Source organism: Streptomyces sp. NPDC048295 (genome assembly GCF_040652135.1).
Lineage (GTDB): Bacteria > Actinomycetota > Actinomycetes > Streptomycetales > Streptomycetaceae > Streptomyces.
Genome location: NZ_JBEZLL010000004.1, coordinates 395,980 through 419,021, shown reverse-complemented (window position 1 = coordinate 419,021; position 23,042 = coordinate 395,980). Strand labels below are relative to the sequence as shown.

The window sequence follows — 23,042 nt, the reverse complement described above, 5'->3', positions numbered from 1 at the left end:
ACGGCGCGGCAGGGCGGTAGCGGGAGAACTCCGGTAACGCGCGGCGCCGTTGCGAACATGCTGCCACGACAACGGCGCACAGGAGGGGCTGCGTAGGGCGCACGTCGGAAGGGCATGCGCCCCTGGCAAAGGCCGGGCGGGGTGGGAGGCCGGCAGGAGGCCGGACCTGGTGCGGGCGGCCGCGCGCCGGGCGGCCCCTGAGGCGGAACGGGGCCGCGCACGGACCGCACCGGATTCAGCGCTCGCCAACTGACCTAAGCACCGGGCGTGTTGGCTTCCCCGTACGAGCCGGATCAACCGGCCGAAATCCAGCCACCCGGGAATCGCCCGCGGGGCGTCCGGGAGCCGTCGGGGGGCGACTGCCGGACGGTCGGCGAGATGTCCGCGAGATGGACGGCCCAACCTCGGACGACCAACGACATTCGGCCATTTTCAAAGCAGGTGGCAACCACGCACCGATCAACTCACCGCATCAGAAGTCCGCTTTCGCCCCACTTGATTCCCTGGATCCTCCCGAATACCTCCTGGAACCCCGGGCGGCCGCGGCCGGCCCCCACCGGGACCGCCGACGCACAGTCCGGGAGGCGTCGTCCACCTCCCGGACCGGTCCGCCGCCTGCGGGGAATGAGGCGGCAGTGTCCCCCAGCCCACTGAGTTCTGTGCAGTGGGCCGACCCACGCAGCACCCATGGAAACGCCTCCGAAACGGCCGGACGAGAGCGCACGGCCGGGCGCACGGCCACACACGAGGAGCACGTACGGGGCTCCGCGCGCGGGTGCCGGCACCACGTACGAACAGGGCTTCCACGTGCTGTTCCCGTGCGCCGCCGAGCAGCTCCGCGGGCCCGGTCCACCCGGCTTCCGGACCGCGCGCGGACCACCTCCGGACGGCGCCCGGTCCGCGGCCGGTCCGCGCCCCGGCCGCCGTCCGCGTCGGCACGGACAACAATCCCGCCATACGGACGTCTGCCCCTTAACGGTAGGGATGCGGCGAACTACGCTGGGTTTACTGAGGTTCTCTGCAGGAGGCATATTCCTCGGGGCTCGGCCATATGCGTGTGCGGCCGGAGTGCCGGGGCCCGTCGCTGGGGAGGACACGGTACGAATGCCGCGCGCCGCAACGGTGACGCGGCGGCTGTCTGTGTGTCGAGGGGTGGCGCATGTCCAGGGAGCAACGCGGACCGAACGAGAAGCTCGGAACCGTTCTCGCCCTCGCGGGAATCAGCAATGCCGGGCTCGCCCGGCGGGTCAACGACCTCGGGGCGCAGCGCGGTCTGACACTTCGGTACGACAAGACCTCGGTGGCCCGGTGGGTCGCCAAGGGCATGGTGCCGCAGGGCGCCGCGCCCCATCTCATCGCCGCGGCGATCGGCGCCAAGCTCGGCCGGCCGGTCCCGCTGCACGAGATCGGGCTCGCGGACGCCGATCCGGCGCCGGAGGTCGGGCTGGCCTTCCCGCGCGACGTGGGCGAGGCGGTCCGCTCGGCGACCGAGCTCTACCGGCTGGATCTGGCCGGGCGGCGGGCGGGCGGCGGGGGGATCTGGCAGTCGCTCGCGGGCTCCTTCTCGGTGAGCGCCTACGCGACCCCCGCGTCCCGCTGGCTGATATCCCCCGCCGACGCGACGGTGGCACGGGACGCGACGGCGATCGGGGCGGCCGCCCTCGACACCCGGGGCGCACAGGGCGGTGCAGGGGCGCAGGGCCCGTCGGGCAGGGCGGCGAGGGCCACGGAGCCGGTGCCTGTCACTGCGCCGGCGTCCGGGGCGCAGCCGACACCCGGCGGCCGGGCCGCGCCGACCGCACAGGCGGCCCGGACCGCGCTCGGCACCCTGGGAGCACTGGGCGCCCGGCAGGCGCCCTCCATCCCCGCCCAGCCACGCCCCGAATCCGCGGCCCCGCCCGCCCCCGTCACCGCCCCCAGCGACATCTCCCCGCTGCGGGTGGGCCACAGCGACGTCTCCAAGCTGCGGGAGGCGGCCCAGGACGCCCGGCGCTGGGACTCCAAGTACGGCGGCGGGGACTGGCGCTCCTCCATGGTTCCGGAGTGTTTACGGGTGGACGCGGCACCGCTGCTGCTCGGTTCGTACAGCGACGAGGTCGGCCGGGCGCTCTTCGGCGCGGCCGCCGAGCTGACCAGGCTCGCCGGGTGGATGGCCTTCGACACCGGCCAGCAGGAGGCCGCTCAGCGCTACTACATCCAGGCGCTGAGACTCGCCCGGGCCGCGGCCGACGTGCCCCTCGGCGGCTATGTCCTCGCGTCGATGTCGCTGCAGGCCACCTACCGCGGCTTCGCCGACGAAGGGGTCGACCTCGCGCAGGCCGCCGTCGAACGCAACCGGGGCCTCGCCACGGCCCGCACCATGAGCTTCTTCCGCCTGGTGGAGGCCCGTGCCCACGCCAAGGCGAACGACGCGGCCGCCGCGGGCTCCGCGCTGAAGGCCGCCGAGGGCTGGCTGGAGCGCTCCAGGGACGGCGACGGGGACCCGTCCTGGCTGGGCTTCTACTCGTACGACAGGTTCGCGGCCGACGCGGCGGAGTGCCACCTCGACCTCAAGGCGCCCCGGCAGGTGCGGCGCTTCACCGAGCAGGCGCTCTCCAGGCCCACCGAGGAGTTCGTCCGCTCGCACGGGCTGAGGCTGGTGGTCTCGGCGGTGGCCGAGCTGGAGTCGGGCAATCTGGACGCCGCCTGCGCCGCGGGCACCCGGGCGGTGGAGGTGGCGGGCCGCATCTCCTCGGCGCGGACCACGGAGTACGTACGGGATCTGCTGCACCGGCTCGAACCGTACGGGCACGAGCCGCGCGTCGCCGAGCTGCGCGAGCGGGCCAGGCCGCTCCTGGTGGCGCCCGCGTAGACGGAATCCGACGTGCCGGGAGCCGGGCCGTAAAAATTCGGCGCCACGCTGGGCCGCACTGGTTTGAGTGCGTTGTCAGTGGGCCAGTGCACTATCGGGGTGGGAGGTGGCGTGATGATGACGCACGCGGCGTACGACTGCGACGTGCTGGTGATCGGCGGCGGGATCGTCGGTCTGTCGACGGCCTACGCGATCACGCGCACCGCTCCGGGCACCCGGGTGACGGTCCTGGAGAAGGAGCCCGGCCCGGCCCGGCACCAGACCGGACGCAACAGCGGAGTGATCCACAGCGGCATCTACTACCGCCCCGGCTCGCTCAAGGCCCGCTACGCGGTGCGCGGTGCCGCCGAGATGGTCGACTTCTGCGCCGAGCACGGCATCGCGCACGCGGTGACCGGCAAGCTGATCGTCGCGACCGAGCGGTCCGAGCTGCCCCGGCTGCACGCCCTGGTCCAGCGCGGCCGGCAGCACGGGCTGCCGGTGCGCGAGCTGGGCCCCGCCCAGATCACCGAGTACGAACCCCGGGTCGGCGGCCTCGCCGCGATCCGGGTCGGGTCGACCGGGGTGTGCGACTTCGCGGCGGTCGCGGCCCGCTTCGCCACCGAGGTGAGCGGCGCCGGCGGAGTGATCCGGTACGGGGCGGAGGTCACCGCGATCGACCGGCGCCCCTGGGGCGTGGCGGTGCGCACGGCGGACGGCGTGGTGGTGCGGGCCCGGGCTCTGGTCAACTGCGCGGGGCTGCACTGCGACCGGGTGGCGCGGCTCGCGGGCGACGACCCGGGGATGCGGATCGTTCCGTTCCGCGGGGAGTACTACGAGCTGGCGCGGCCCGAGCTGGTGCGCGGCCTGGTCTATCCGGTGCCCGATCCGGCGTTCCCGTTCCTGGGGGTCCATCTGACCCGGGGCCACGACGGCAGCGTCCACGTCGGGCCGAACGCGGTGCCGGCGCTGGCCCGCGAGGGGTACGGCTGGCCGGTCGTGCGCCCGCGCGAGCTGGCGGACACCCTGGCCTGGCCCGGCACCTGGCGGATCGCGCGCAGACACTGGCGGTACGGGGCGGGCGAGGTGCACCGCTCGCTGTCGAAGCACGCGTTCACCCAGGCCGTGCGGCGGCTGCTCCCCGAGGTCACGGAGGCCGATCTGAGACCGGCCCCGGCCGGGGTGAGGGCCCAGGCCGTGCTGCGGGACGGCACCCTGGTGGACGACTTCCTGATCCGCGAGGCCCCGCACACCGTCCACGTACTGAACGCGCCGTCGCCCGCCGCCACGGCCTCGCTGCCCATCGGGCGGGAGGTGGCACGCAGGGCGCTGCTCCGGGCACGGGAGACGGGGTGGAGGCCGCCCGCCGTAGAATCGGGGCATTGTGTCTGAGCCCATGAACCCCTCCGAGAGTCTCCCCGGGAAGTCCTCCGAGAACCTCTCCTCGCCCGCTGCCGGAAACACGTCCGCTGCCGGGAATCCGTCCGCTGCCGGGAGCACGCCCGCTGCCGGGATTCCGGATACCGCCGGGATTCCGGACGATCTGCGCGCCGCCTCCTTCGAGCGGCAGCGCCGGCTGCGCCAGGAGCCGCGCTTCCCGGGCGGGCCCGCCATCGACCCGGCCGGTTCGCACCACGAGCGCCGGATCCGCAGCTTCCAGCCGCGCCGCAGCCGTGTCACGCCCGGCCAGGAGGACGCCCTGCTGAGGCTCTGGCCGAAGTGGGGCCTGGACATCGACGGACAGCGCGTCCTCGATCTGCCCGAGCTCTTCGACGGACTCCCGGTCGTGCTGGAGATCGGCTTCGGGATGGGCGAGGCGACCGCGCAGATGGCCGCCGCCGACCCGGGCACGGGCATTCTCGCCGTCGATGTGCACACCCCCGGCCAGGGCAATCTGCTCGGTCTCGCCGACCGCAACGGCCTGTCCAACGTCCGGGTGGCCAACGGCGACGCGATCATCCTGCTGCGCGAGATGCTGAAGCCCGACTCGCTGGACGGACTGCGGGTGTACTTCCCCGACCCGTGGCCCAAGAAGCGCCACCACAAGCGGCGGCTGATCCAGCCGGAGTTCCTCGATCTGGTGGCACAACGGCTGAAGCCGGGCGCGGTGATCCACTGCGCGACCGACTGGGAGCCGTACGCCGAGCAGATGCTGGAGGTGCTGACCGCGCACCCCCTCTTCGAGAACACCGTGGCGGCCGGCGGCTACGCGCCCCGTCCCGCGTTCCGGCCGCTGACCCGGTTCGAGGGACAGGGCCTGGACAAGGGCCATGTCGTGCACGACCTGCTCTTCGCCCGCAGCTGAGACGCGGGCGCGGCCCGGGTGACCGTGGCCGGGGCGCGGGCGCCCCATGGTCAGGTGTCAGTGCCGCTGGTTAGGGTCATCGCGTGGTGTCCGACGGGTCTGTCCAGCAGCGGCAGTCACAGCCGGCCGTCCCGCTTCTCGAGGAGCAGCGGGTCGGCGAGATCCTGGCTGCCGTGCCGGAGCGCCGGCACTGGCGCTACCGGCCGCGCCGCGTCGGCATGGTGTGGCGCAGCCGGACGTTCCGCATCTCGGCCGTGTTCACGGTGCTCGCGCTCTGCGGTCTGGCGATCCTGGCCCTGGTCCGTGACCAGACGGGCACCCACGGCTTCCTCGTGGGCCTCGGTCTCGCCGTGCTGCCCGTGCCGCTGCTGATGACGGCGTTCCGCTGGCTGGACCGGGTCGATCCGGGGCCCTGGCGGAATGTGCTGTTCGCCTTCGCCTGGGGTGCGTTCGCCGCCGCCCTGGTCGCGATCCTCGCGAATTCCTTCGCCACCCGCTGGATAGCGACGGCCACCGCCGACCCGTCGAACGCCGACACCCTCGGTGCCACGGTCATAGCGCCGGTCGTCGAGGAGAGCGCCAAGGCCGCCGCGGTCCTGCTGATCTTCCTGTTCCGAAGACGGGAGTTCACCGGGATCGTCGACGGCGTCGTGATCGCCGGGATCACCGCGAGCGGCTTCGCCTTCACCGAGAACATCCTCTACCTCGGCAACGCCTTCGGGGAGGATCAGCAGATCGGCACCTCGGGCGTCGTGTCGGTGACGGCCGCGACGTTCTTCGTACGGGCGGTGATGTCACCGTTCGCGCACCCGCTCTTCACGGTGCTGACCGGCATAGGCTTCGGGCTCGCCGCGGCCGCTCCACGGCGCCGGCGCATCCGCCGGATCCTGCTGCCGCTGCTCGGACTCGTCCTGGCCATGGGCATGCATGCGCTGTGGAACGGTTCGGCGGTCTTCAGCCCCTACGGCTTCTACGCCGTGTACGGGGTGTTCATGGTCCCGGTCTTCGGCCTGGTGACCTGGCTGGCGATCTGGTCGCGCGTGCGGGAGCTGCGTACGCTCTCGGCCGAGCTGCCCGCCTACGCGGCGGCCGGCTGGCTGACCCCGGCGGAGCCGCTCGCCCTCTCCTCGATGCGGGCCCGCGGCCTGGCCCGCGACGCGGCCCGCCGACGGTACGCGGTCGAGGCCCGGGAAACCTGGCAGAGCCCGTACGGCCCCGCCCCCGCGCCCTCCGCCCGGGCCAGGGCCGCGGCGAAGGCCAACGGGAAGGCGGCGGCGCGGGCCGTCGCCGAGTACGAGTCGTTCGCGACCTCGCTGGCCTCGCTGCGTCTGCAGGCCCGCCGCGGTACGGCCGGCCCGGACTTCGGCGACCGGGAGCTGGAACTGCTGCACCACCTCTGGCAGCGCAGGGAAGTAGCGGCCCCCGCCCTGGCCTACGCGGCCCAGGCAACGGGCCGCCTGCGCCCCGCGTATCCGCCGCCCCCGTGGCCGGCCCCGGGACCGCACCCGCAGTACGGCGGCTACGGCTACGGCCCCGGCCCCGGCCCCGGCTACAACCCGTACCTGCTGCCGCGGCAGCAGCCACCGCAGTAGGCCCTGCCGTCAGGCGGACGCCTCGGTGAGCTCGGCCAGCTGCTGCTCGGTCAGCGAGAGGTCCGCGACGGCCACCAGCGCGGGCAGCTGCTCGACCGTACGGGCCGAGGCGATCGGGGCGACCACGGTCGGCCGGGAGGCGAGCCAGGCCAGGGCGACGGTCGCGATCTGCGCGTCGTGCTCCTGGGCGACCTTGTCCAGGGCGGCCAGGACCTTCTGTCCCCGCTCCGATTCCCGGTACTCGCTGACGCGCTCGGCCCGCGCGCTCTCCACCGTCACGCCCGGACGGTACTTGCCGGTGAGGAAGCCGGAGGCCAGGGCGAAGTACGGCACGGCGGCGAGCCCGGCGCGGGCGGCCGTGTCCTGGAGTTCGCCCTCGTACGTGTCGCGGGAGACCAGGTTGTAGTGCGGCTGCAGCGCGACGTAGCGGGCCAGCCCCTCGCGCTCCGAGAAGTCCAGGGAGGCCCGGAGCCGCTCGGGGCTGATGTTGGAGGCGGCGATCTCCCGGACCTTGCCCTCCTTCACCAGCTGGTCGAGGGCGGTGACGATGTCCTCGACCGGGACGGTCTCGTCGTCGAAGTGCGTGTAGTACAGGTCGATGTGGTCCGTGCCGAGCCGGCGCAGCGAGGCCTCGGCCGCGGCCCTGATGTTCGCGGCGGAGAGCCCCTTGTACGAGGGGTGGGCGCCGACCTTGGTGGCGATGACGATGTCGCGGCGGTTGGAGCGTGCCGCGAGCCACTTGCCGATGACGGTCTCCGACTCGCCGCCCTCGTTGCCCGGGACCCAGGCGGTGTAGGCGTCGGCGGTGTCGATGAAGTTGCCCCCGGCCGCGGTGTAGGCGTCCAGCACCGCGAACGACTGTGCCTCGTCGGCGGTCCAGCCGAAGACGTTGCCGCCGAGGGCGAGCGGGAATACCTGGAGGCCGGAGGCGCCCAGCCTGCGAAGAGAAGTCATGAGTGGATCAACGAAATCCGGTCCGCCCGCTATTCCGGATTCCGGCATTGCGGTGAGTCCTCAGGGCCCGCCATGACCGGATTGCGGCGCATCCGCCGTCGCGTGCACCCGCTCCTCCGTGCACCCGCTCTCCGTGCCCTCTCAGCAGACCGGCAGCCCTGACGTCGGGGGGTGAGCGTCAGGGCTGCCGGGGTTCATCGGGGCGGGCGTCGCCTCAGGGGTTGAGGCCCTTGCCGCGGAGCCAGGCCATCGGGTCGACGCCCGTGCCGCCGGCGGTGTGGACCTCCAGGTGGAGGTGCGGGCCGGTCACGTTGCCGGTCGCGCCGACCCGGCCGATCGTCTCGCCGGTGGTGACCTTCTGGCCGACGCTGACGCCGATCGAGGACTGGTGGCAGAACCACAGTTCCGTGCCGTCGTCGAGCTCCAGCACCGTGCGGTAGCCGTACGAACCGGACCAGCCCGCCGACTTGACCGTGCCGCCGTGGATGGCCTTGATCGGGGTGCCGGTCGGAGCCGCGAAGTCGAGACCGGTGTGGTAGCCGGAGGACCACATCGAACCGGCCTGGCCGAAGGTCGAGGTGATCGTGTACGAGGAGGTCGGGATGGCGTAGCTGGCGGCGAGCTTGGCGAGCCGCAGGGCCTCGGCCTTCTTCTTGGCCTCCTCCTCCGCCTTCTTCTTCTCGGCGGCGGCCTTGGCCTCGGCCTCGTCCTGCTGCTTCTTGGCCTCGGCGGCGGCCTTCTCCGCGGCTTCCTTCTCCTGGGCCGCCTTGGCCTCGGCGTCGGCGGCGTCCTGCTGCTGCTCGGCCTGCTGGAGGATGCGGGCGCGGAGCGCCTCGCCCGCGTCCGTCGTGCCCTGCTCGACCTCGGCGGTGGTGATGCCGGCGGTGGTGAGCGGGGCCTCGGCTGCCGCGACCTCCGCCTTGTCCGCCCCGGACCCGTCGGAGAACAGGGAGCCCACACCGGGAAGCGACTTGGCGTCGGGAAGGTTGTCCGTGATGGCGTCGGGCACGGAGATGGAGACCGGGGGCTTGCCCTGCGCGGTGGCCATGCCACCCGCGCCGACCGCCGCTATGACACCGACACCCAGCACCGTGGAGCTGCGGGCGAGCCCGTTGCGCTGCTTGGCGACGCGGTGCCTGCCGCGCACCGGGCGAACCGATTCCTCGGTGGGGTTCCACTCGTCCCAACCGCGTTCCGGCTCAACGCTGTTGCCGTCGGTGCGGAGGTCGCCGCCGAACTCTCCGGTGAACTCGGCACCGTAGCCGGTGCCGTAGTCGGGATCGAACCGGGACGGGGCCTCGGGGGCAGGCTTGTTGGACGCCACGGGGGCGCACTCCTTTCCTTCCTTCTCGCCTACCGGGTTAGCTGACGGGTTCGGAGCAGGAAGGTCTCCTACGGGCCCCTCCGTCTCTCACGAGACACAGGTGTCCGATTCACCCCATGTAGGTGGTTCCCCGGTTCCCTTGCGGAATTCGGCGCTCGCGCACGGTGCCGCCACTGACGACGGCTGGGACGACCGCGCTGCGTTATCGAACGTTAATAGACACCGGGGCCGTATTCCAAGCTGTTCCCACTGATCGTTCACGTCTTTGGCCTGGACTTTACGGGACACAAGCGGGTGCAATCGGACGAGTTGACCGCCCTTCAGTCACTACCCTGTTTCTGACGTTGCGTCAAACGTTATGCGGAGCGACTCCTTTCGATTACGCACGGTGGCATCGCGCGCTCCGCCCCTCGCGCCGTCTCCACGCGCCGTCCCCTCACCTCGCCCCCGACGCCTTCTCCGCGCCGACGATCCGCACGGTCCTGCGCCGGTCCGGCTGCCCCTGCGCGGGACGTACGACCGCGAGCAAGGCCATGTCGTCGGTCGTCTCGCCACCCGTGTGCAGGCGTACGTCATCGGTCAGCGCGGACAGCAGCTCCTCGGGCCCCGGGAAGATCCGCCCGCGCAGCCGGGCCGCCGGGTCGTAGAACACCCCCTCGGCGTTCCGTGCCTCGGAGAGCCCGTCCGTGTAGAGGAGCAGGGTCGTCCCGGCCGGCAGATCCCACTCGTCCGTCCGCTCCGGCCACACCCCCAGGGACATACCGAGCGGCAGCGCCGGCACGGAGGGCCTCAGCACCTCCAGCGCACCGTCCGGGTGCAGCAGGATCGGCTCGGGGTGACCGTGGTTGACGATCCGCACCCGGGACAGTCCGGACGGGATCTCGGCCAGCACGGCGGTGATGAAGCCTTCGAGCACGTCGAGCCCGCCCCGCCGCGCCTCCTCCCGGGCCAGCGCCCGCTCCAGCCGCCCCGCCACCCCCGCCAGCGAGGCCTCCTGCTCGGCCGCCTCGCGGAACGCCCCGATGACCACCGCCACCGTCTCCACCGTTTCGAGCCCCTTCCCCCGCACGTCCCCGACCACCAGCCGCACCCCCCACGGGGTGTCCGACACGGCGAACAGGTCACCGCCGACGAACTCGTCCGCCTGCGCCGCCTCGTACCGGGCCGCGACCTGCAGTCCGCCGATCCGGTCGGCCGGCTGCGGCAGCACCGCGCGCATGGCCGTCTCCGCGATGTACCGCGCCGAGGCCAGCTGCTCGTTGCTGCGCCGCACGACCCCGTTGATCACCACCGCGAGGACCGAGACCGTGGCCAGGGTGAGCAGCTCGATCAGCGGCACGGCCTCCGGCAACGTACTGCTGGACAGGCGCAGCGCGATGACGGCCAGCATCGAGGCGACAGCGGTGCGGATGGTGCTGGCCAGCGAGAAGAACGGGGCGGCGATCAGCGGAGCGGCCACGAACAACGGAATGGCGGTGAAGGGCTCCGGGGTGAGGGCGTCGAACACCAGCCCGCCGAGAATCATCAGGGCGGGCAGCGCGCGCACGAACTGCCGGGTACCGCTCCCGGCGTGCTTGCCGCGACGCTTCTCCCGCTTCCACACCTGTGGTCTCCTGCCCGGTACGCGCGCGGCTGCGGACGGTACCGCGCCCCACCCCAGGCTCACCGGCACGGACGGGGGCGGCGACTCCGCATCGGCCATTGGAGGGACGCGCGCGGCGCGGCGCGAAACGAATCAGGCCCGGCACGCGATATGCGTGCCGGGCCTGATTCTTCAAGTAGCGGGGACAGGATTTGAACCTGCGACCTCTGGGTTATGAGCCCAGCGAGCTACCGAGCTGCTCCACCCCGCGTCGGTGAACACAACTCTACGGCATCTCCGGCGCTCTTTTGACCACTCGGGTTCGCCGGGCCTTCACCCCGGCCCGTTCAGGACGGGTTCGTCCCGGAGATGCGCGGCGCGGAAGCGGCCTTCCCGTCGACCGCCGGCTGCTTCATCGGGTTCGCGCCGCGCTGCAGCGCGTGGAGGATCGCCAGCCCTTGGCCGACGACGCCCGCCGCCATCTCGTTGACGCCGTTGGTGCCGTTGAGGACGGTGAGGTCGGCGCCGGACATGCCCCGGGCTGCCGCGTCGGCCAGGGCGGGCAGGTTCTCCACGATGCGGTTGGCCGCGATGAGTTCCTGGTTGCCGTCACGCAGCGAGGCGGCGCGCGCACTGTTGGCGTCGGCCTGGGCCTGGGCGAGGGCCCGCTCCGTGTACGCGTTGCCGTCGGCCTCGAACTTCACCCGGTCACGGGCCGCCTCCGCCAGGGTGCGCTGCCGGTAGGCCTCGGCGTCCGCGGGGCGCCGGACCTCCGCCTCCAGCCGTTGCGCGGCGAGCGCGGCCTGCCGCTCGGCGAGTGCGGTCTGCTCCTCGATGACCTCGTGCGAGGCCCTGGCCTGGGCGAGCGGCCCGGCCTGGGCGGCGCGGGCGTTGGACTGCTCGGTCTCGGCCAGGAAGCCGGCCCGCTTGATCGCGGTGTCGCGTTCGTACTCCGCCTTGAGCGCGGCGGCCTGCTGCTCGCGCTGGCTGGCCTCCTGGTCGGCCTTGGCCTCGGCGATCCGGGCCTGGCTGGCGACCGCGGCGGCGTGCGGGGCGGCGAGGTTCTTGATGTAGCCGGTGGCGTCGTCGATCTCCTGGATCTGGAGGGCGTCCACGACGATGCCGAGCTTCTCCATCTCGCCGTGGCTGCCCGCGATGACCTCCTGGGAGACCCGGTTGCGCTCGCGGATGATCTGCTCCACGGTCAGCCCGCCGACGATGGAGCGCAGGTGCCCGGCGAAGATCCGCCCGACGAGCTCCTCCATCTGCTCCTGCTCGGTCAGGAAACGGCGGGCCGCGTTGGCGATGGACACGGCGTCGTCGCCGACCTTGAAGACGGCCACGGCCCGGACATTGAGGCGGATGCCCTGCTGCGTCACGCAGTCCTCGGTGATCTCCGCCTCGCGCAGTGCCAGGGAGAGCATGCGCGCCTTCTGCTTCACGGGGAGCACGAAACTGCCGTGCCCGGTGACGATCCGGAACTGGGTGTCCAGGGTCTGTCCCTTGGAACCGGATATGAGCATCGCCTCGTTGGGGGCGGGAACGTGCCAGAAGAACATCGGAAGACTCCTGCCGTACGTCCTGCTTCCATGGGTAGCTGCTCGGGCTCAGGACGGCAGACGTTCCACGATCACGCCGCGCGCCGAGACCGAGTCGACGACAACGACGCGCACGTCCCTGTCGATCGACGTCGCCGACCATGCGGTGTAGGCCTCGGACCCACCCCGCACGGCCACCAGTACTTCGCCCGGCCCATCGGACGGAATCGGCACGGTCACACGGCCGATCGCCCCGACCGGGCTTCGGGCGGACTCATCTGCCCTGTGCATGCACCACCGCCTCGATGTTTCCACGGTACTCCGCACCAAACGCCACAGAAGGGACCATAAAGCCCCTGAACGACAACAAGCGAGCGCACATATGTGGTGATATGACTGGTTTACCCGTCACCTGCCGTCGCGATGAACTCGCGCCGATCTAGGAGCGATCCGTGGACGACTACACGTTGCTCGACCTCTTCTGGACCATGCTCTGGTTCTTCCTCTGGATCATGTGGCTGTTCCTGCTGTTCAAGGTCATCACGGACATCTTCCGCAGCCACGACCTCGGTGGCTGGGGCAAGGCGGGCTGGCTGATCCTGACGCTGCTGCTGCCGTTCATCGGCGTGCTGGTGTACGTGATCGTGCGTGGCAAATCCATGAGCAAGCGGGACATCAAGGAGGCCCAGGATCGCGACGCCGCCTTCAAGGCGTACGTGCGCGAGGCCGCCGGCACCTCCGACGCGGGCGGCGGCGACGCCATGAAGAAGGGCAGCCACGTCGACGACCTGGCGAAGCTCGCCGAACTCAGGGACCGGGGCGCCATCACGGACGAGGAGTACCAGCGGGCGAAGACGAAGCTCCTCGTCTGACCGGCCCCGCCCCCCGCCCCGCCCTCGCGTGGCGCGTATCCCCCGCTCCGCCCGGACCGGCGGACTGGCAGGGCGCCAGGACCCCGAGGAGGCTTGAGACATCAGCCACGGCGGGGGGCCGAGGGGCACGGCCCCCATCTCGGAGCGCGAGGAGATGGCCCGGCCATGAACGGCACCACGCTCAAGGACCTGGACGCGATGCGGAGGGCGCTGCGCGGCCCCGTCATCGGCCCTCAGGACCCGGAGTACCGCCGGGCCCGCACCGTCTACAACGCCATGGTCGACCGGCGTCCGGCGGCGGTGGTGCGCTGCACCGACACGGCGGATGTCATGGCCGCGGTCGACTTCGTCCGGGACGAGGGTCTCGCGTTCGCGGTCCGCGGCGGCGGGCACAGCGGCGCGGGCCTGTGCCTGGTGGACGACGGCATCACCCTCGACCTCTCGCCGATGCGCTGGGCGCACATCGACCCCGGCGCACGGACCGCCACGGTCGGCGGCGGCACCACCCTCGGCGACCTCGACCACGCCGCCCACGCGTTCGGGCTGGCCACGCCCTCCGGAATCCTGTCGTCCACCGGCGTCGGCGGCCTCACCCTGGGCGGCGGCCACGGCCACCTCACCCGCAGATACGGCCTGACCATCGACAATCTGCTGGCCGCGGACGTGGTCCTGGCGGACGGCACCGCGGTGACGGCCGACGGCACCCGCCACCCCGACCTCTTCTGGGCGCTGCGCGGCGGCGGCGGGAACTTCGGCGTCGTCACCTCCTTCACCTTCCGGCTGCACCCGGTGGACACCGTGGGCGTCGCCCTCACCGTCTGGCCGGTCGACCGGATCAAGGACGTACTGCGCTGGTACCGCGACTTCCTGCCGCAGGCACCCGAGGACCTGAACGGCTTCTTCGCCGCGCTCACCGTGCCGCCCGGCCCGCCGTTCCCGGAGGAGATCCACGGCCAGACGATGTGCGGTGTGGTGTGGTGCTGGACGGGCGACCCCGAACTCCTCGAAGCCGCTCTCGGGCCCGCCGAGGACCCCGGCCCGCCCGCCTTCCGCTTCACGGCTCCGATGCCCTACACCGCCCTTCAGTCCATGTTCGACGAGCTGCTCCCCACCGGTCTCCAGTGGTACTGGCGCGGCAACTTCTTCGACCGGATCACCGACGACGCCATCGACGTACACGCGAAGTACGCCGGGAACCTCCCCACGACCCTGTCGACCACGCACCTGTACCCGGTCGACGCCGCCGCCCACCGGCCCGGCCCGGACGACACGGCCTGGGCCTACCGGGACGCGGTCTGGTCCGGCGTCATCGCGGGCATCGACCCGGACCCGGACAACGCCGGGAAGCTCAGGCAGTGGTGCGTCGACTACTGGGAGGAGCTGCACCCGCACTCCATGGGCGGTACGTACGTGAACTTCATCGGCGCGGGCGAGACCCCGGACCGGGTGCACGCCACCTACCGCGACCACTACGACCGCCTCGCGGCCGTCAAGCGGACCTACGACCCGCACAACTTCTTCCGCGCCAACCAGAACATCCAGCCGGCCGCCTGACCGGCGCGTACCGGGCGGGTCCGCGGCGACCACACCCCGGGAAGAGGCGTCCGCATCATCCGGTCGGCCGACCCGGCCGTCGTCCGTCGAGGGCCGGGAACGGAGCCCGCAGGCCGACCGGTGCGGGCCGGGTCCGATCCGAGGATGGACGCAGAGCGGGAAACGCAGCGCTTCCCGAACCTGCCGGGCCCCTGGCCGAACCCGAGGAGTCGTTCACCAGGACGAAGCTGTCGCGCGCGCCCGTGTCCTGACCGGTGCCCGCTTCCCCGCCGACTACGGCGGCGCCAGTCTCCCCCGCACGGGTGCAGCCGGCCTCCCCCGCGAACGACGAACGCCCCGACCGGGCAGAACCGGTCGGGGCGTTGTCGTGCGGGTCGCGGAGGCGGACTCCGCCCTCGCCAGGGGTAGGCCGTGTGGGACTCGAACCCACAACCAACGGATTAAAAGTCCGCTGCTCTGCCAATTGAGCTAACGGCCCTCGGCGAATCACCCCTGAGCATAGCCCGCCGGGGCCCGGCAGCCGATCGGGTATCGGTTACCGGGCCCCGGCACGGTGAATTCCCGGTCCGTCAGAGGGATTCGTCCGGGGCGATCGTGCCCTTGTGATCCGGTTTGAGGAACCAGTGCCTCGCCGACGCCAGCCACCATGTCGCCGCGAAGCCCAGGACCACCAGCACCGCGACCGGCGCGTAGTTGAACGTCTCCCAGGTGACCGGTGAGACCTGCGGCAGCATGAAGAGCACCGTGATGATCAGTACCCAGGCCACCGCCACGATGCCGACCGGCCGGGACCAGCGGCCCAGATGCCAGGGGCCCGGGGTGAAGTCGCCGCCCCGGAGCAGCCGGAGCAGCGTGGGGACGACGTAGGCGATGTAGAGCCCGATCACCGCGATCGAGGTCACCGCCGCGTACGCCGTGACGTTGATCAGGTACGGCAGCCCCAGCGCCAGGGCGCCGGCGGCGGCCAGCCAGACCGCGGCGACGGGGGTGCGGGTGCGTGGGCTGACCGTGTGCCAGACGCGCGAGAACGGCAGGGCCCCGTCCCGCGAGAAGGCGTAGATCATGCGGCTGTTGGCGGTCACGGACGCCATGCCGCAGAAGAGCTGCGCGCCGATCACGATCAGCAGCAGGAGCTTGCCGGTGGTGGCGCCGAGGGCGTCCAGGAGGATCTGCGCGGGCGGGGCGCCGGTCGGCGAGTTCAGCGCCCCGTCGTACGACTGGATGGCGAAGGTGAAGCCGAGGAGCAGGACGAAACCCGCGATCCAGGAGGTCCAGATCGAGCGGACGATGCCCTTCGGACCGGCCGTCGCCGCGTCGTGGGTCTCCTCCGTCATATGGGCGGAGGCGTCGTAGCCGGTGAAGGTGTACTGCGCCATCAGCAGCCCGATCATCACGACGTAGAAACCGCTGCCCCAGCCGGTGTTGTTCACGAACTCGGTGAGGACGAACGACGCCGACCGGTGCGAGTCCGGTACGAAGGTCAGGGCGCCGACGATGACGGCGACGCCGACGACGTGCCACCAGACGCTCACGCTGTTCAGGATCGCGACGATCCGCACCCCGAAGGTGTTGAGCAGACCGTGCAGCAGCAGGATCGCGGCGAAGAGCAGGATCGTACGGGTGGGGGTGACCCCGAAGCCGAACTGGAGATTCAGATACGCGCCCAGGAAGGACGCCGCCCCGAAGTCGATCCCGGCGGTGACGGCGACCTGGCCGAGGACGTTGAACCAGCCCGTGAACCAGGCCCAGGCCGCGGCCGAGCGCGGCGGGGCCAGCCGGTGGGCCCAGAAGTAGAGGCCGGCGGAGGTCGGGTACGCCGAACAGATCTCGGCCATCGCCAGGCCGACGAACAGCGTCATCAGGCCGACGCCGACCCAGCCCCAGGTGATGACGGCGGGGCCGCCGGTGTTCATGCCGAAGAGATAGAGCGTGAGGCAGCCGGAGAGCACCGAGATGATCGTGAACGAGACGGCGTAGTTGGAGAACGCGGACATGCGCCGGGCCAGCGTCTGCGTGTACCCGAGCTGCGCCAGACGCTCCTCGTCGGAGATGCCCGGTGGTGGTCGGTCCTCGCCTGTATCTGTTGTCATGGACCCAGCAATTCCCGTGTGCCGGGGCACACATGCGGTCGCCGTGGTCACGACTGGGAAAACCCGCCCCTGCGGGGCCCGGACACCGGAAAGCGGGCCCGCTCGTGAAGAGCGGGCCCGCTTTCCGCAGACCTTTCAGCGGACCTTCAGCAGGTCCTCACCGCGTTCAGCCGTTGCGCTTCCAGCGCGGCTTGTCGTCGCGGCGGCCGAAGGAACCGGTGCTGGTTCCGGAGCCCCGGTGGTCGTCGCGGCGGCCGGTCGGACGGTCGCCGCCACCGGAGCGGAAGCCGCCGGAGGGACGGTCGTCACGACGGTCGCGGTTGAACGGACGGTCGCTGCCGCCGGAGCGGAAGCCGCCCGACGGACGGTCGTCACGACGGTCGCGGTTGAACGACGGACGGTCGTTGTCACGGCGGTCGAAGGAGCGGCCACCACGGTCGTCACGACGGTCGTTGGAGCGGAAGCCGCCCGACGGACGGTCGTCACGACGGTCCCGGTTGAACGACGGACGGTCGTTGTCACGGCGGAAGCCACCGGACGGACGGTCGTCACGACGCTGGAAACCGCCACGGTCGCCACCGCGGTCGTCACGACGGTCGCGGTTGAACGACGGACGGTCGTCACGGCGGTCGCGGCTGAAGGACGGGCGGTCGTCACGACGCTGGAAACCACCGCGGTCGCCACCGCGGTCGTCACGACGGTCGTTGGAGCGGTAGCCACCGCGGTCGCCGCCACGGCTGTCCCGGCGGTCGAAGTTGCCCCGGTCGTCGCGACGGTCGTCACGGGCGGCGGGCTGCTCCGGCACGGAGACGGCGGCCTCGATCGCGGCCTCCGCCTCGGCGGCGACCTCGGCCACCGCGGCCTCGGGGTCGTCGCCCCGCTCGCGCGCGGCACGGGCGACGAGGCGGTCGGCCTCCTCGCGCAGCTCACCGGCGCGGCGCTGGACACGCTCCAGCTGCTTGGTCAGATCGGCGACCTCGCGCTCGGCCTGCTTGGCGGCGTTGTTCGCGGAGTCGGCCTGGACCTCGGTCAGCGAACGGGCACCGGTGATCTCGGCGACCTCCGGGTCGAACGCGCCAGCGCCGCCGACGATGTGACGCGAGGCGTCGACGCCCGCGTCCTCCATCAGCCGGAAGATCTGACGGCGCTGGTGCGGCAGCGCCAGCGAGACGACGACACCGGACTTGCCGGCGCGGGCGGTACGGCCCGAGCGGTGCAGGTAGTCCTTGTGGTCACCGGCCGGGTCCACGTTCAGCACCAGGTCGATGCCGTCGACGTGGATACCGCGGGCGGCGACGTCGGTCGCGACGAGCGCGTTGACGTAACCGTCCTTGAAGTCGGCGAGCACCCGGGTACGGGCACCCTGGGTCATGCCGCCGTGCAACGCGTCCGCCTTGACGCCCGCCTCGACGAGCTGCTCGGCGATGCGGTCGGCGCCCAGCTGGGTGCGGACGAAGATGATGGTGCGGCCCTTGCGGGCGGCGATGGCGGAGGTGACCGGCGCCTTGTCCTTCGGCTTCACGACGAGGACGTGGTGCGTCATGGTCGTGACGTTGCCCTGGGCGCTGTCGACCTCGTGGCTGACCGGGTTGTCCAGGTAGCGCTTGACCAGCGTGCCGATCTCGTTCTCCATCGTGGCGGAGAAGAGCATGCGCTGACCGCCGACCGGAACCTGGTCGAGCAGCTCGGTGACCTCGGGCAGGAAGCCCAGGTCGGACATCTGGTCGGCCTCGTCGAGAACGGCGACCTGGACGTTCTCCAGGGAGCAGGCGCCCCGGTTGATGATGTCGCGCAGCCGGCCCGGGGTGGCGACGAGGATGTCGACACCGCGCTCCAGCGCGTAGATCTGGTTGCCCATCGACGTACCGCCGCAGACGACCTTCATCTTCAGGCCGAGCACGTCGCCGTACGGCTGGAGCGCGTCCGCGACCTGCATCGCGAGCTCACGGGTCGGGGTGAGGATGACCGCGCGGGGCTTCTTCTTCTCGGTGTGACCGCCGGCCAGCGTGGCCAGGGTCGGCAGACCGAAGGAGAGGGTCTTGCCGGAGCCGGTACGGCCGCGGCCCAGGATGTCCTTGCCGGCCAGGGCGTCCGGGATGGTCGCGGCCTGGATCGGGAAGGGCGCCGTCACACCGTTCTGCGCGAGCTTGCGGACGATGCCCTCGGGCAGGCCCAGGTCGGCGAAGGTGATGGTCGGCTCGGCGTCCGCGTCCGCATCCGCGGAGTCGGAGTCGGTCTGCTCGGCCAGGGGGGCGTCGGCCTCGACGGAGTCGGCGGACTCGGCGACGACGGCCTCCGCGGCCTCGACGATCTCGTCGTTCTCGATGCTCTCGGGCATGACGGTGTGGTCAGAACTGGAAATTGACATGCGAAATGCGAAACCTTCCGGAGTCTCGGCACGCGCCCGTAACTCCGTGATTCGCAATTTCGACCGCCTCAATGCGGTCCAGCCACGGCAAGGGAGAGTACGCGCCACACGGCGCGCTTCTGTTTCGGCGCCGGGCAATGGGATCAAACGATCTACTACCATACGCACTCCTCCCCACATCGCGCAAACCGGCCCCTCCCCGGCCCCTCGCTACACCGGCCCCACCTGCGGCGACACCTCGGGCGTCCGCAGCGGAACCGACCGGGCCGACGCCCCCGCCACCTCGCTCCGCAGCTGCGGAGCGGGCGAGGCGGACGGCTGCGGCGCCGGGGGTCCGGACGGCTCCGGCTCGGGCTCGGGAGAGCTCGGCGGTCCGGAGGGCGGCGGCGTGGAAGGCGCCGGGGACTCGGGCTGCTGAGGCACCCCGGGCCCGGGGTGCGAGGCCGAGGGCGCCGGCGGCGCGGTGCCCCGGGGCGGCTCCGTCCCGCCCGGCTCCGCACCCGGGCGCACGCCACCGGGGGCGGCCGACGGCCCGGCGGAGTCGCCCGGCTCCGGCGATTCGACGGCCTCCCGCTCGGAGTGCGCCTCGGCCCGGCCGCCACCGGTGCGGACCCGGCCGGTGCCCGCCACGGTGCCGCCGTCCGGCCGGGCGGCGCTCCCCCCGTGCTCGGGCGACGACGACGGCTCCGGTTTCCCTTCGCCGTCGCCGACGCTCATGCAGCCGGTGGACGCGGCGACCGTCGCGGCGACGACGGCCGCCCATCGGACAGGGACGGACAGCTGGCGCACGAGAGGCACCTCCGGGGTACGGGGAAGGAGCGGAGCGGTACGGAAGAAGTGGGGGCACCGTGCCCAACTCCCGTTGCCCCGCCGGGGACACGCCCCGGTCTCCGGCCCGCACACCACCCGCACCCCCTGCACGCCCCGTCCGCACGCCGCCGGGCGGCCCCGGGGCGTGCCCGCGGGCACGCTCACCCGTAGCCGAGCGCGTGCAGCCTCGCGTCGTCGATACCGAAGTGGTGGGCGATCTCGTGGACGACCGTGATCTCGGTCTCCGCCACGACGTCCTCGCGGGACTCGCACATCCGCAGCGTCGGCCCGCGGTAGATGGTGATCCGGTCCGGCAGCACCCCCGCGTACCACTCGCCGCGATCGGTCAGCGGCGTGCCCTCGTACAGCCCGAGCAGCTCCGGATCGCCCGGGTCGGGCTCGTCCTCGACGAACACCGCGACGTTGTCCATCAGCCGCGTCAGCTCCGGCGGGATCCGGTCCAGCGCCTCGGCGACCAGTTCTTCGAACTCTTCGCGCGTCATCTCCAGCACCCCGCCATTGTCCCGTACTACCGCTCGCGGCGCCCCGGCCCGGACCGCCCGTCCGACCGCCTCCGCGAGGGTGCGCGCACCCTCGCCCCGCCCCCGCCGTAAACCGTTTTGGCGATAGCCGTCGGCATCCCATATGCTTCTCACGTCCCCGACGCGCTGGAAAGCGCGCAGGTGGGCCCTTAGCCCTCATCGTCTAGTGGCCCAGGACGCCGCCCTTTCAAGGCGGTAGCACGGGTTCGAATCCCGTTGGGGGCACGCTTTACCGTGTGCGAGACTCGTCTCGCACACTAGCTTGGTCCTGTGGAGCAGTTTGGAGTGCTCGCCACCCTGTCAAGGTGGAGGCCGCGGGTTCAAATCCCGTCAGGACCGCTGCAGCTTTCACGAGCTGCGTGGCTGGGTAGCTCAGTTGGTACGAGCGATCGCCTGAAAAGCGATAGGTCGCCGGTTCGATCCCGGCCCCAGCCACCACCCGAAGGCCCCGTCCGGTGGACGGGGCCTTCGTCGTGTCAGGCCTCTTCCCGGTCCGCCGAGTTCACACCGTCCCGGCCGCGCCACGCCCGTACCGCCAGGACCAGCAGCACCACCGCGACCACGGCCACCAGCGCCATGGCGTCCGGTACATGCTCACCGATGCGCTGGGCCCACTGCTCCACGGCGAACGAATCGTCCACGTCCAGCAGTCCGGGCAGCGCCGTCGTCCCGTCGTACGCGAGGAACAGCGCGCCGAGACCGATGAAGAAGAGCCCGGACAGCAGGGTCGTGGTGTGCAGCTCGAAGCGGCCGAGCCGGAAGGTGCGACCGCGCAGCCAGGCCCGGCGGCCCAGGTCGAAGCGTTCCCAGAGCAGCGCGAGCAGGAAGAGCGGGACCGCCATGCCCAGGGCGTAGACGGCGAGCAGCAGCCCGCCGTAGACCGGGCTGCCGCTGACCGCCGCCACCGTGAGAACGCTGCCGAGGATCGGGCCCGCGCAGAAGCCGGCCAGCCCGTAGACGGCGCCCAGCGCGTAGACCGATACGGCGGTGGTCGGTCGGATCCGGCCGCTGAGGGCGGCGATCCGGCGTGAGGCGAAGCCCAGACCGACGATCTGGGCGATGCCGAGCGCGATGATCAGCCAGCCCGCGCCGAGGACGAGCGCGTCGCGGTGGCGGTAGAAGAGCCGCCCGGCGTACGAGCCCGCGGCGCCGAGCGGGACCAGGGTGGTGGCCAGTCCGGCGTAGAAGATGCCGGTACGGGCCAGAAGGCGTGAGGCGGAGTCGATGGAGTAGGCGAAGAAGGCGGGCAGCAGCAGCGCGCTGCACGGGCTGACCAGGGCGAGCAGCCCGCCGAGGAAGGCCGCGAAGTAGCCGATGTCAGCGGTCATTTCGCGTCGTCCCCCGAGCCCTGGGAGCCCTTGCCGCTCTTGGCGTCCTCGGTGTTGCGGGCCTTCTCGGCCGCCGCCTCGACGGCCGCGGTGAAGGTCTCCATCGGCTGGGCGCCGGCGATCGGGCGGCCGTTGATCAGGAACGACGGGGTGGAGGTCGCGCCGATTCCGTACCCCTGTTCCTGGTCCTTGCCCACGGCGGCGGAGGCGGCGGCGCTGTCCGCGTCGCGGGCGAACCGGTCGAGGTCGGCGACCCCGGCCTGCTGGGCGAGCGCCTTCAGCCGGTCCTTGCCGAACCCCTTCTCCTTGACCCCCTCGGCGTACGCGGCGGCGTGGAACTGCCAGAAGCGGTCCTGCTGCCCGGCGGCCCACGCGGCGCGGGCGGCGGCCTCGGACTCGGCGCCGAAGATCGGGAAGTTGCGCCACTCGATGCGCAGGGTGCCGTTGTCGACGTACTTCTTGACCAGGGCGGGTTCGGTGTCGCGGGCGAACTTCCCGCAGTAGCCGCACTTGAAGTCGGCGTACTCGATCAGGACGACGGGCGCGTCGGCGCGGCCCTGCGCGAGCTTGTCGCCGGCGTCGCGGCGGGCGAGCTTCGCCAGCTCCGGATAGACGCCGGCGTCCGGGTCGGCGGTGACGTCGGCGACCGAGGAGGAGCCGGAGCCGGAGTGGTCGGGGGCGGTGGCCCGGTAGGAGACGAAGCCGAGGAGCGCGGCGGCGAGGACGACTCCGGCGCCGTAGACCAGGGGCTTCCGGTTCCTGGGCGAGGGCTTGCGTGCGGACGTGGACATGGACTCGGGCATGCGGGACTCCGTGCTGGTGAGGCGGAAGGAATAGGGAGCGGCCGGGTGGGGACGGCCGGCTACACCCTCAGCACGGAGAGCTCGACGGGAGTGGGAGCGGCAGGCGCGGGGGCGCGCAGTTTCAGCCGCACGGGTGGGTGGACCGGGCCCTGTCCGGTTGCGGCGGGCAGGCCCCACCCGGCGAGGCCGGGGGCCTGGTCGTACGCGGCACGGGCCCGGCCCGGGAGCGCGGGTGCGCCGTCGTGCTTCCTGGTCCTGCCGCAGCCCGGCGTCGGGGGCCGGTCGGAGTCCGTCGCCACCACCGGGGTGTCCGGGTCCGCCGCGGGGGCCGCGACGGCCGTCGCGGACGCGGTCGCGGTCGCGCTCTCGGCGGGGACGGTCCTCCCCGGCCCGCAGAACAGCCCCAGTACGACCGCGAGCACCGCCATCAGGCAGCACCACTGCGTACGGGACACGGCGACCGGCCTTTCCGGACAGGGGCAACGGGTGGTCAGCTGCCCGAAATGGTACGTGCTGTGATCCCGCGCCTCCGCGCGGTGCCCAGGGGGTG

The 23,042-nt window shown here is 72.1% G+C and carries 18 protein-coding genes, 5 tRNA genes and 1 riboswitch; of the genes, 9 read left to right on the top strand and 14 right to left on the bottom strand.

What is annotated here, in order from left to right; translation table 11 throughout:
• Positions 1 to 1,159: 1,159 nt before the first annotated feature.
• The 4 genes from AB0D53_RS08505 (at position 1,160) to AB0D53_RS08490 (ending at position 6,727) form a co-directional block, all read left to right on the top strand.
• Positions 1,160 to 2,851 carry a sporulation protein gene (locus AB0D53_RS08505; RefSeq protein ID WP_362441936.1) on the top strand — a complete coding sequence of 564 codons (1,692 nt, stop codon included), beginning with the start codon at positions 1,160 to 1,162 and terminating at the stop codon, positions 2,849 to 2,851.
• Between the two features lie 114 nt (positions 2,852 to 2,965).
• Positions 2,966 to 4,222, top strand: coding sequence for an L-2-hydroxyglutarate oxidase (lhgO, locus tag AB0D53_RS08500; RefSeq protein ID WP_362441933.1), 1,257 nt, complete (start codon positions 2,966 to 2,968; stop codon positions 4,220 to 4,222).
• A gap of 4 nt (positions 4,223 to 4,226) precedes the next feature.
• Positions 4,227 to 5,135 (top strand): tRNA (guanosine(46)-N7)-methyltransferase TrmB, encoded by a 909-nt coding sequence (gene trmB, locus AB0D53_RS08495; RefSeq protein ID WP_362442035.1) that lies wholly within the window; start codon positions 4,227 to 4,229, stop codon positions 5,133 to 5,135.
• Positions 5,136 to 5,221: 86 nt separating this feature from the next.
• Positions 5,222 to 6,727, top strand: a complete 1,506-nt coding sequence (locus AB0D53_RS08490; protein ID WP_362442031.1) for a PrsW family intramembrane metalloprotease — start codon at positions 5,222 to 5,224, stop codon at positions 6,725 to 6,727.
• Between the two features lie 9 nt (positions 6,728 to 6,736).
• Here the strand turns inward: AB0D53_RS08490 and AB0D53_RS08485 are convergent, their stop codons facing one another.
• From AB0D53_RS08485 to AB0D53_RS08460, 6 genes are all read right to left on the bottom strand, one after another.
• The gene (locus AB0D53_RS08485) at positions 6,737 to 7,681 is read right to left on the bottom strand and encodes an aldo/keto reductase (protein ID WP_362441930.1); all 945 of its coding nucleotides are present in this window, start codon (positions 7,679 to 7,681) and stop codon (positions 6,737 to 6,739) included.
• A 214-nt stretch (positions 7,682 to 7,895) separates the two neighbouring features.
• A complete protein-coding gene (locus tag AB0D53_RS08480; protein WP_362441927.1) occupies positions 7,896 to 9,005 on the bottom strand; it encodes a M23 family metallopeptidase in 1,110 nt (369 codons plus the stop codon).
• An 11-nt stretch (positions 9,006 to 9,016) separates the two neighbouring features.
• Positions 9,017 to 9,169, bottom strand: a riboswitch (cyclic di-AMP (ydaO/yuaA leader).
• Between the two features lie 272 nt (positions 9,170 to 9,441).
• Positions 9,442 to 10,608, bottom strand: coding sequence for a PP2C family protein-serine/threonine phosphatase (locus tag AB0D53_RS08475; protein ID WP_362441923.1), 1,167 nt, complete (start codon positions 10,606 to 10,608; stop codon positions 9,442 to 9,444).
• A gap of 176 nt (positions 10,609 to 10,784) precedes the next feature.
• Positions 10,785 to 10,858: transfer RNA gene (locus tag AB0D53_RS08470), tRNA-Met, on the bottom strand.
• A 76-nt stretch (positions 10,859 to 10,934) separates the two neighbouring features.
• The gene (locus AB0D53_RS08465) at positions 10,935 to 12,146 is read right to left on the bottom strand and encodes an SPFH domain-containing protein (RefSeq protein ID WP_362441920.1); all 1,212 of its coding nucleotides are present in this window, start codon (positions 12,144 to 12,146) and stop codon (positions 10,935 to 10,937) included.
• Between the two features lie 48 nt (positions 12,147 to 12,194).
• Positions 12,195 to 12,365, bottom strand: a complete 171-nt coding sequence (locus AB0D53_RS08460) for a hypothetical protein (protein ID WP_362441917.1) — start codon at positions 12,363 to 12,365, stop codon at positions 12,195 to 12,197.
• Positions 12,366 to 12,577: 212 nt separating this feature from the next.
• On the opposite strand from AB0D53_RS08460, the gene AB0D53_RS08455 reads away from it, so the two are divergent.
• Positions 12,578 to 12,997 carry an SHOCT domain-containing protein gene (locus AB0D53_RS08455; RefSeq protein WP_362441914.1) on the top strand — a complete coding sequence of 140 codons (420 nt, stop codon included), beginning with the start codon at positions 12,578 to 12,580 and terminating at the stop codon, positions 12,995 to 12,997.
• Positions 12,998 to 13,162: 165 nt separating this feature from the next.
• Positions 13,163 to 14,551 (top strand): FAD-binding oxidoreductase, encoded by a 1,389-nt coding sequence (locus AB0D53_RS08450; RefSeq protein ID WP_362441911.1) that lies wholly within the window; start codon positions 13,163 to 13,165, stop codon positions 14,549 to 14,551.
• A gap of 405 nt (positions 14,552 to 14,956) precedes the next feature.
• Here the strand turns inward: AB0D53_RS08450 and AB0D53_RS08445 are convergent.
• From AB0D53_RS08445 to AB0D53_RS08425, 5 genes are all read right to left on the bottom strand, one after another.
• A tRNA-Lys gene (locus tag AB0D53_RS08445) sits at positions 14,957 to 15,029 on the bottom strand.
• 91 nt (positions 15,030 to 15,120) lie between these two features.
• Positions 15,121 to 16,641, bottom strand: a complete 1,521-nt coding sequence (locus AB0D53_RS08440; RefSeq protein WP_362441908.1) for an amino acid permease — start codon at positions 16,639 to 16,641, stop codon at positions 15,121 to 15,123.
• A 166-nt stretch (positions 16,642 to 16,807) separates the two neighbouring features.
• Positions 16,808 to 18,979 (bottom strand): DEAD/DEAH box helicase, encoded by a 2,172-nt coding sequence (locus AB0D53_RS08435; protein WP_362441905.1) that lies wholly within the window; start codon positions 18,977 to 18,979, stop codon positions 16,808 to 16,810.
• Between the two features lie 240 nt (positions 18,980 to 19,219).
• Positions 19,220 to 19,798: a hypothetical protein gene (locus AB0D53_RS08430; protein WP_362441902.1), complete on the bottom strand. Its 579-nt coding sequence runs from the start codon at positions 19,796 to 19,798 to the stop codon at positions 19,220 to 19,222.
• Positions 19,799 to 19,980: 182 nt separating this feature from the next.
• Positions 19,981 to 20,331, bottom strand: coding sequence for a metallopeptidase family protein (locus AB0D53_RS08425; protein WP_206433537.1), 351 nt, complete (start codon positions 20,329 to 20,331; stop codon positions 19,981 to 19,983).
• Positions 20,332 to 20,513: 182 nt separating this feature from the next.
• On the opposite strand from AB0D53_RS08425, the gene AB0D53_RS08420 reads away from it, so the two are divergent.
• From AB0D53_RS08420 to AB0D53_RS08410, 3 genes are all read left to right on the top strand, one after another.
• Positions 20,514 to 20,586: transfer RNA gene (locus AB0D53_RS08420), tRNA-Glu, on the top strand.
• Positions 20,587 to 20,625: 39 nt separating this feature from the next.
• Positions 20,626 to 20,700, top strand: a tRNA-Asp gene (locus AB0D53_RS08415).
• Positions 20,701 to 20,722: 22 nt separating this feature from the next.
• A tRNA-Phe gene (locus tag AB0D53_RS08410) sits at positions 20,723 to 20,799 on the top strand.
• Between the two features lie 38 nt (positions 20,800 to 20,837).
• Here AB0D53_RS08410 and AB0D53_RS08405 read toward each other — a convergent pair.
• The 3 genes from AB0D53_RS08405 to AB0D53_RS08395 all read right to left on the bottom strand — a co-directional run bounded on the left by AB0D53_RS08405 (position 20,838) and on the right by AB0D53_RS08395 (position 22,947).
• Positions 20,838 to 21,689: a cytochrome c biogenesis CcdA family protein gene (locus AB0D53_RS08405; RefSeq protein ID WP_362441899.1), complete on the bottom strand. Its 852-nt coding sequence runs from the start codon at positions 21,687 to 21,689 to the stop codon at positions 20,838 to 20,840.
• Complete coding sequence (locus tag AB0D53_RS08400; protein WP_362442028.1) at positions 21,686 to 22,480, bottom strand: DsbA family protein; 795 nt, start codon at positions 22,478 to 22,480, stop codon at positions 21,686 to 21,688. The genes AB0D53_RS08405 and AB0D53_RS08400 overlap by 4 nt, the downstream gene beginning before the upstream one ends.
• 71 nt (positions 22,481 to 22,551) lie before the next feature.
• Positions 22,552 to 22,947: a hypothetical protein gene (locus tag AB0D53_RS08395; protein ID WP_362441896.1), complete on the bottom strand. Its 396-nt coding sequence runs from the start codon at positions 22,945 to 22,947 to the stop codon at positions 22,552 to 22,554.
• Positions 22,948 to 23,042: the final 95 nt, after the last annotated feature.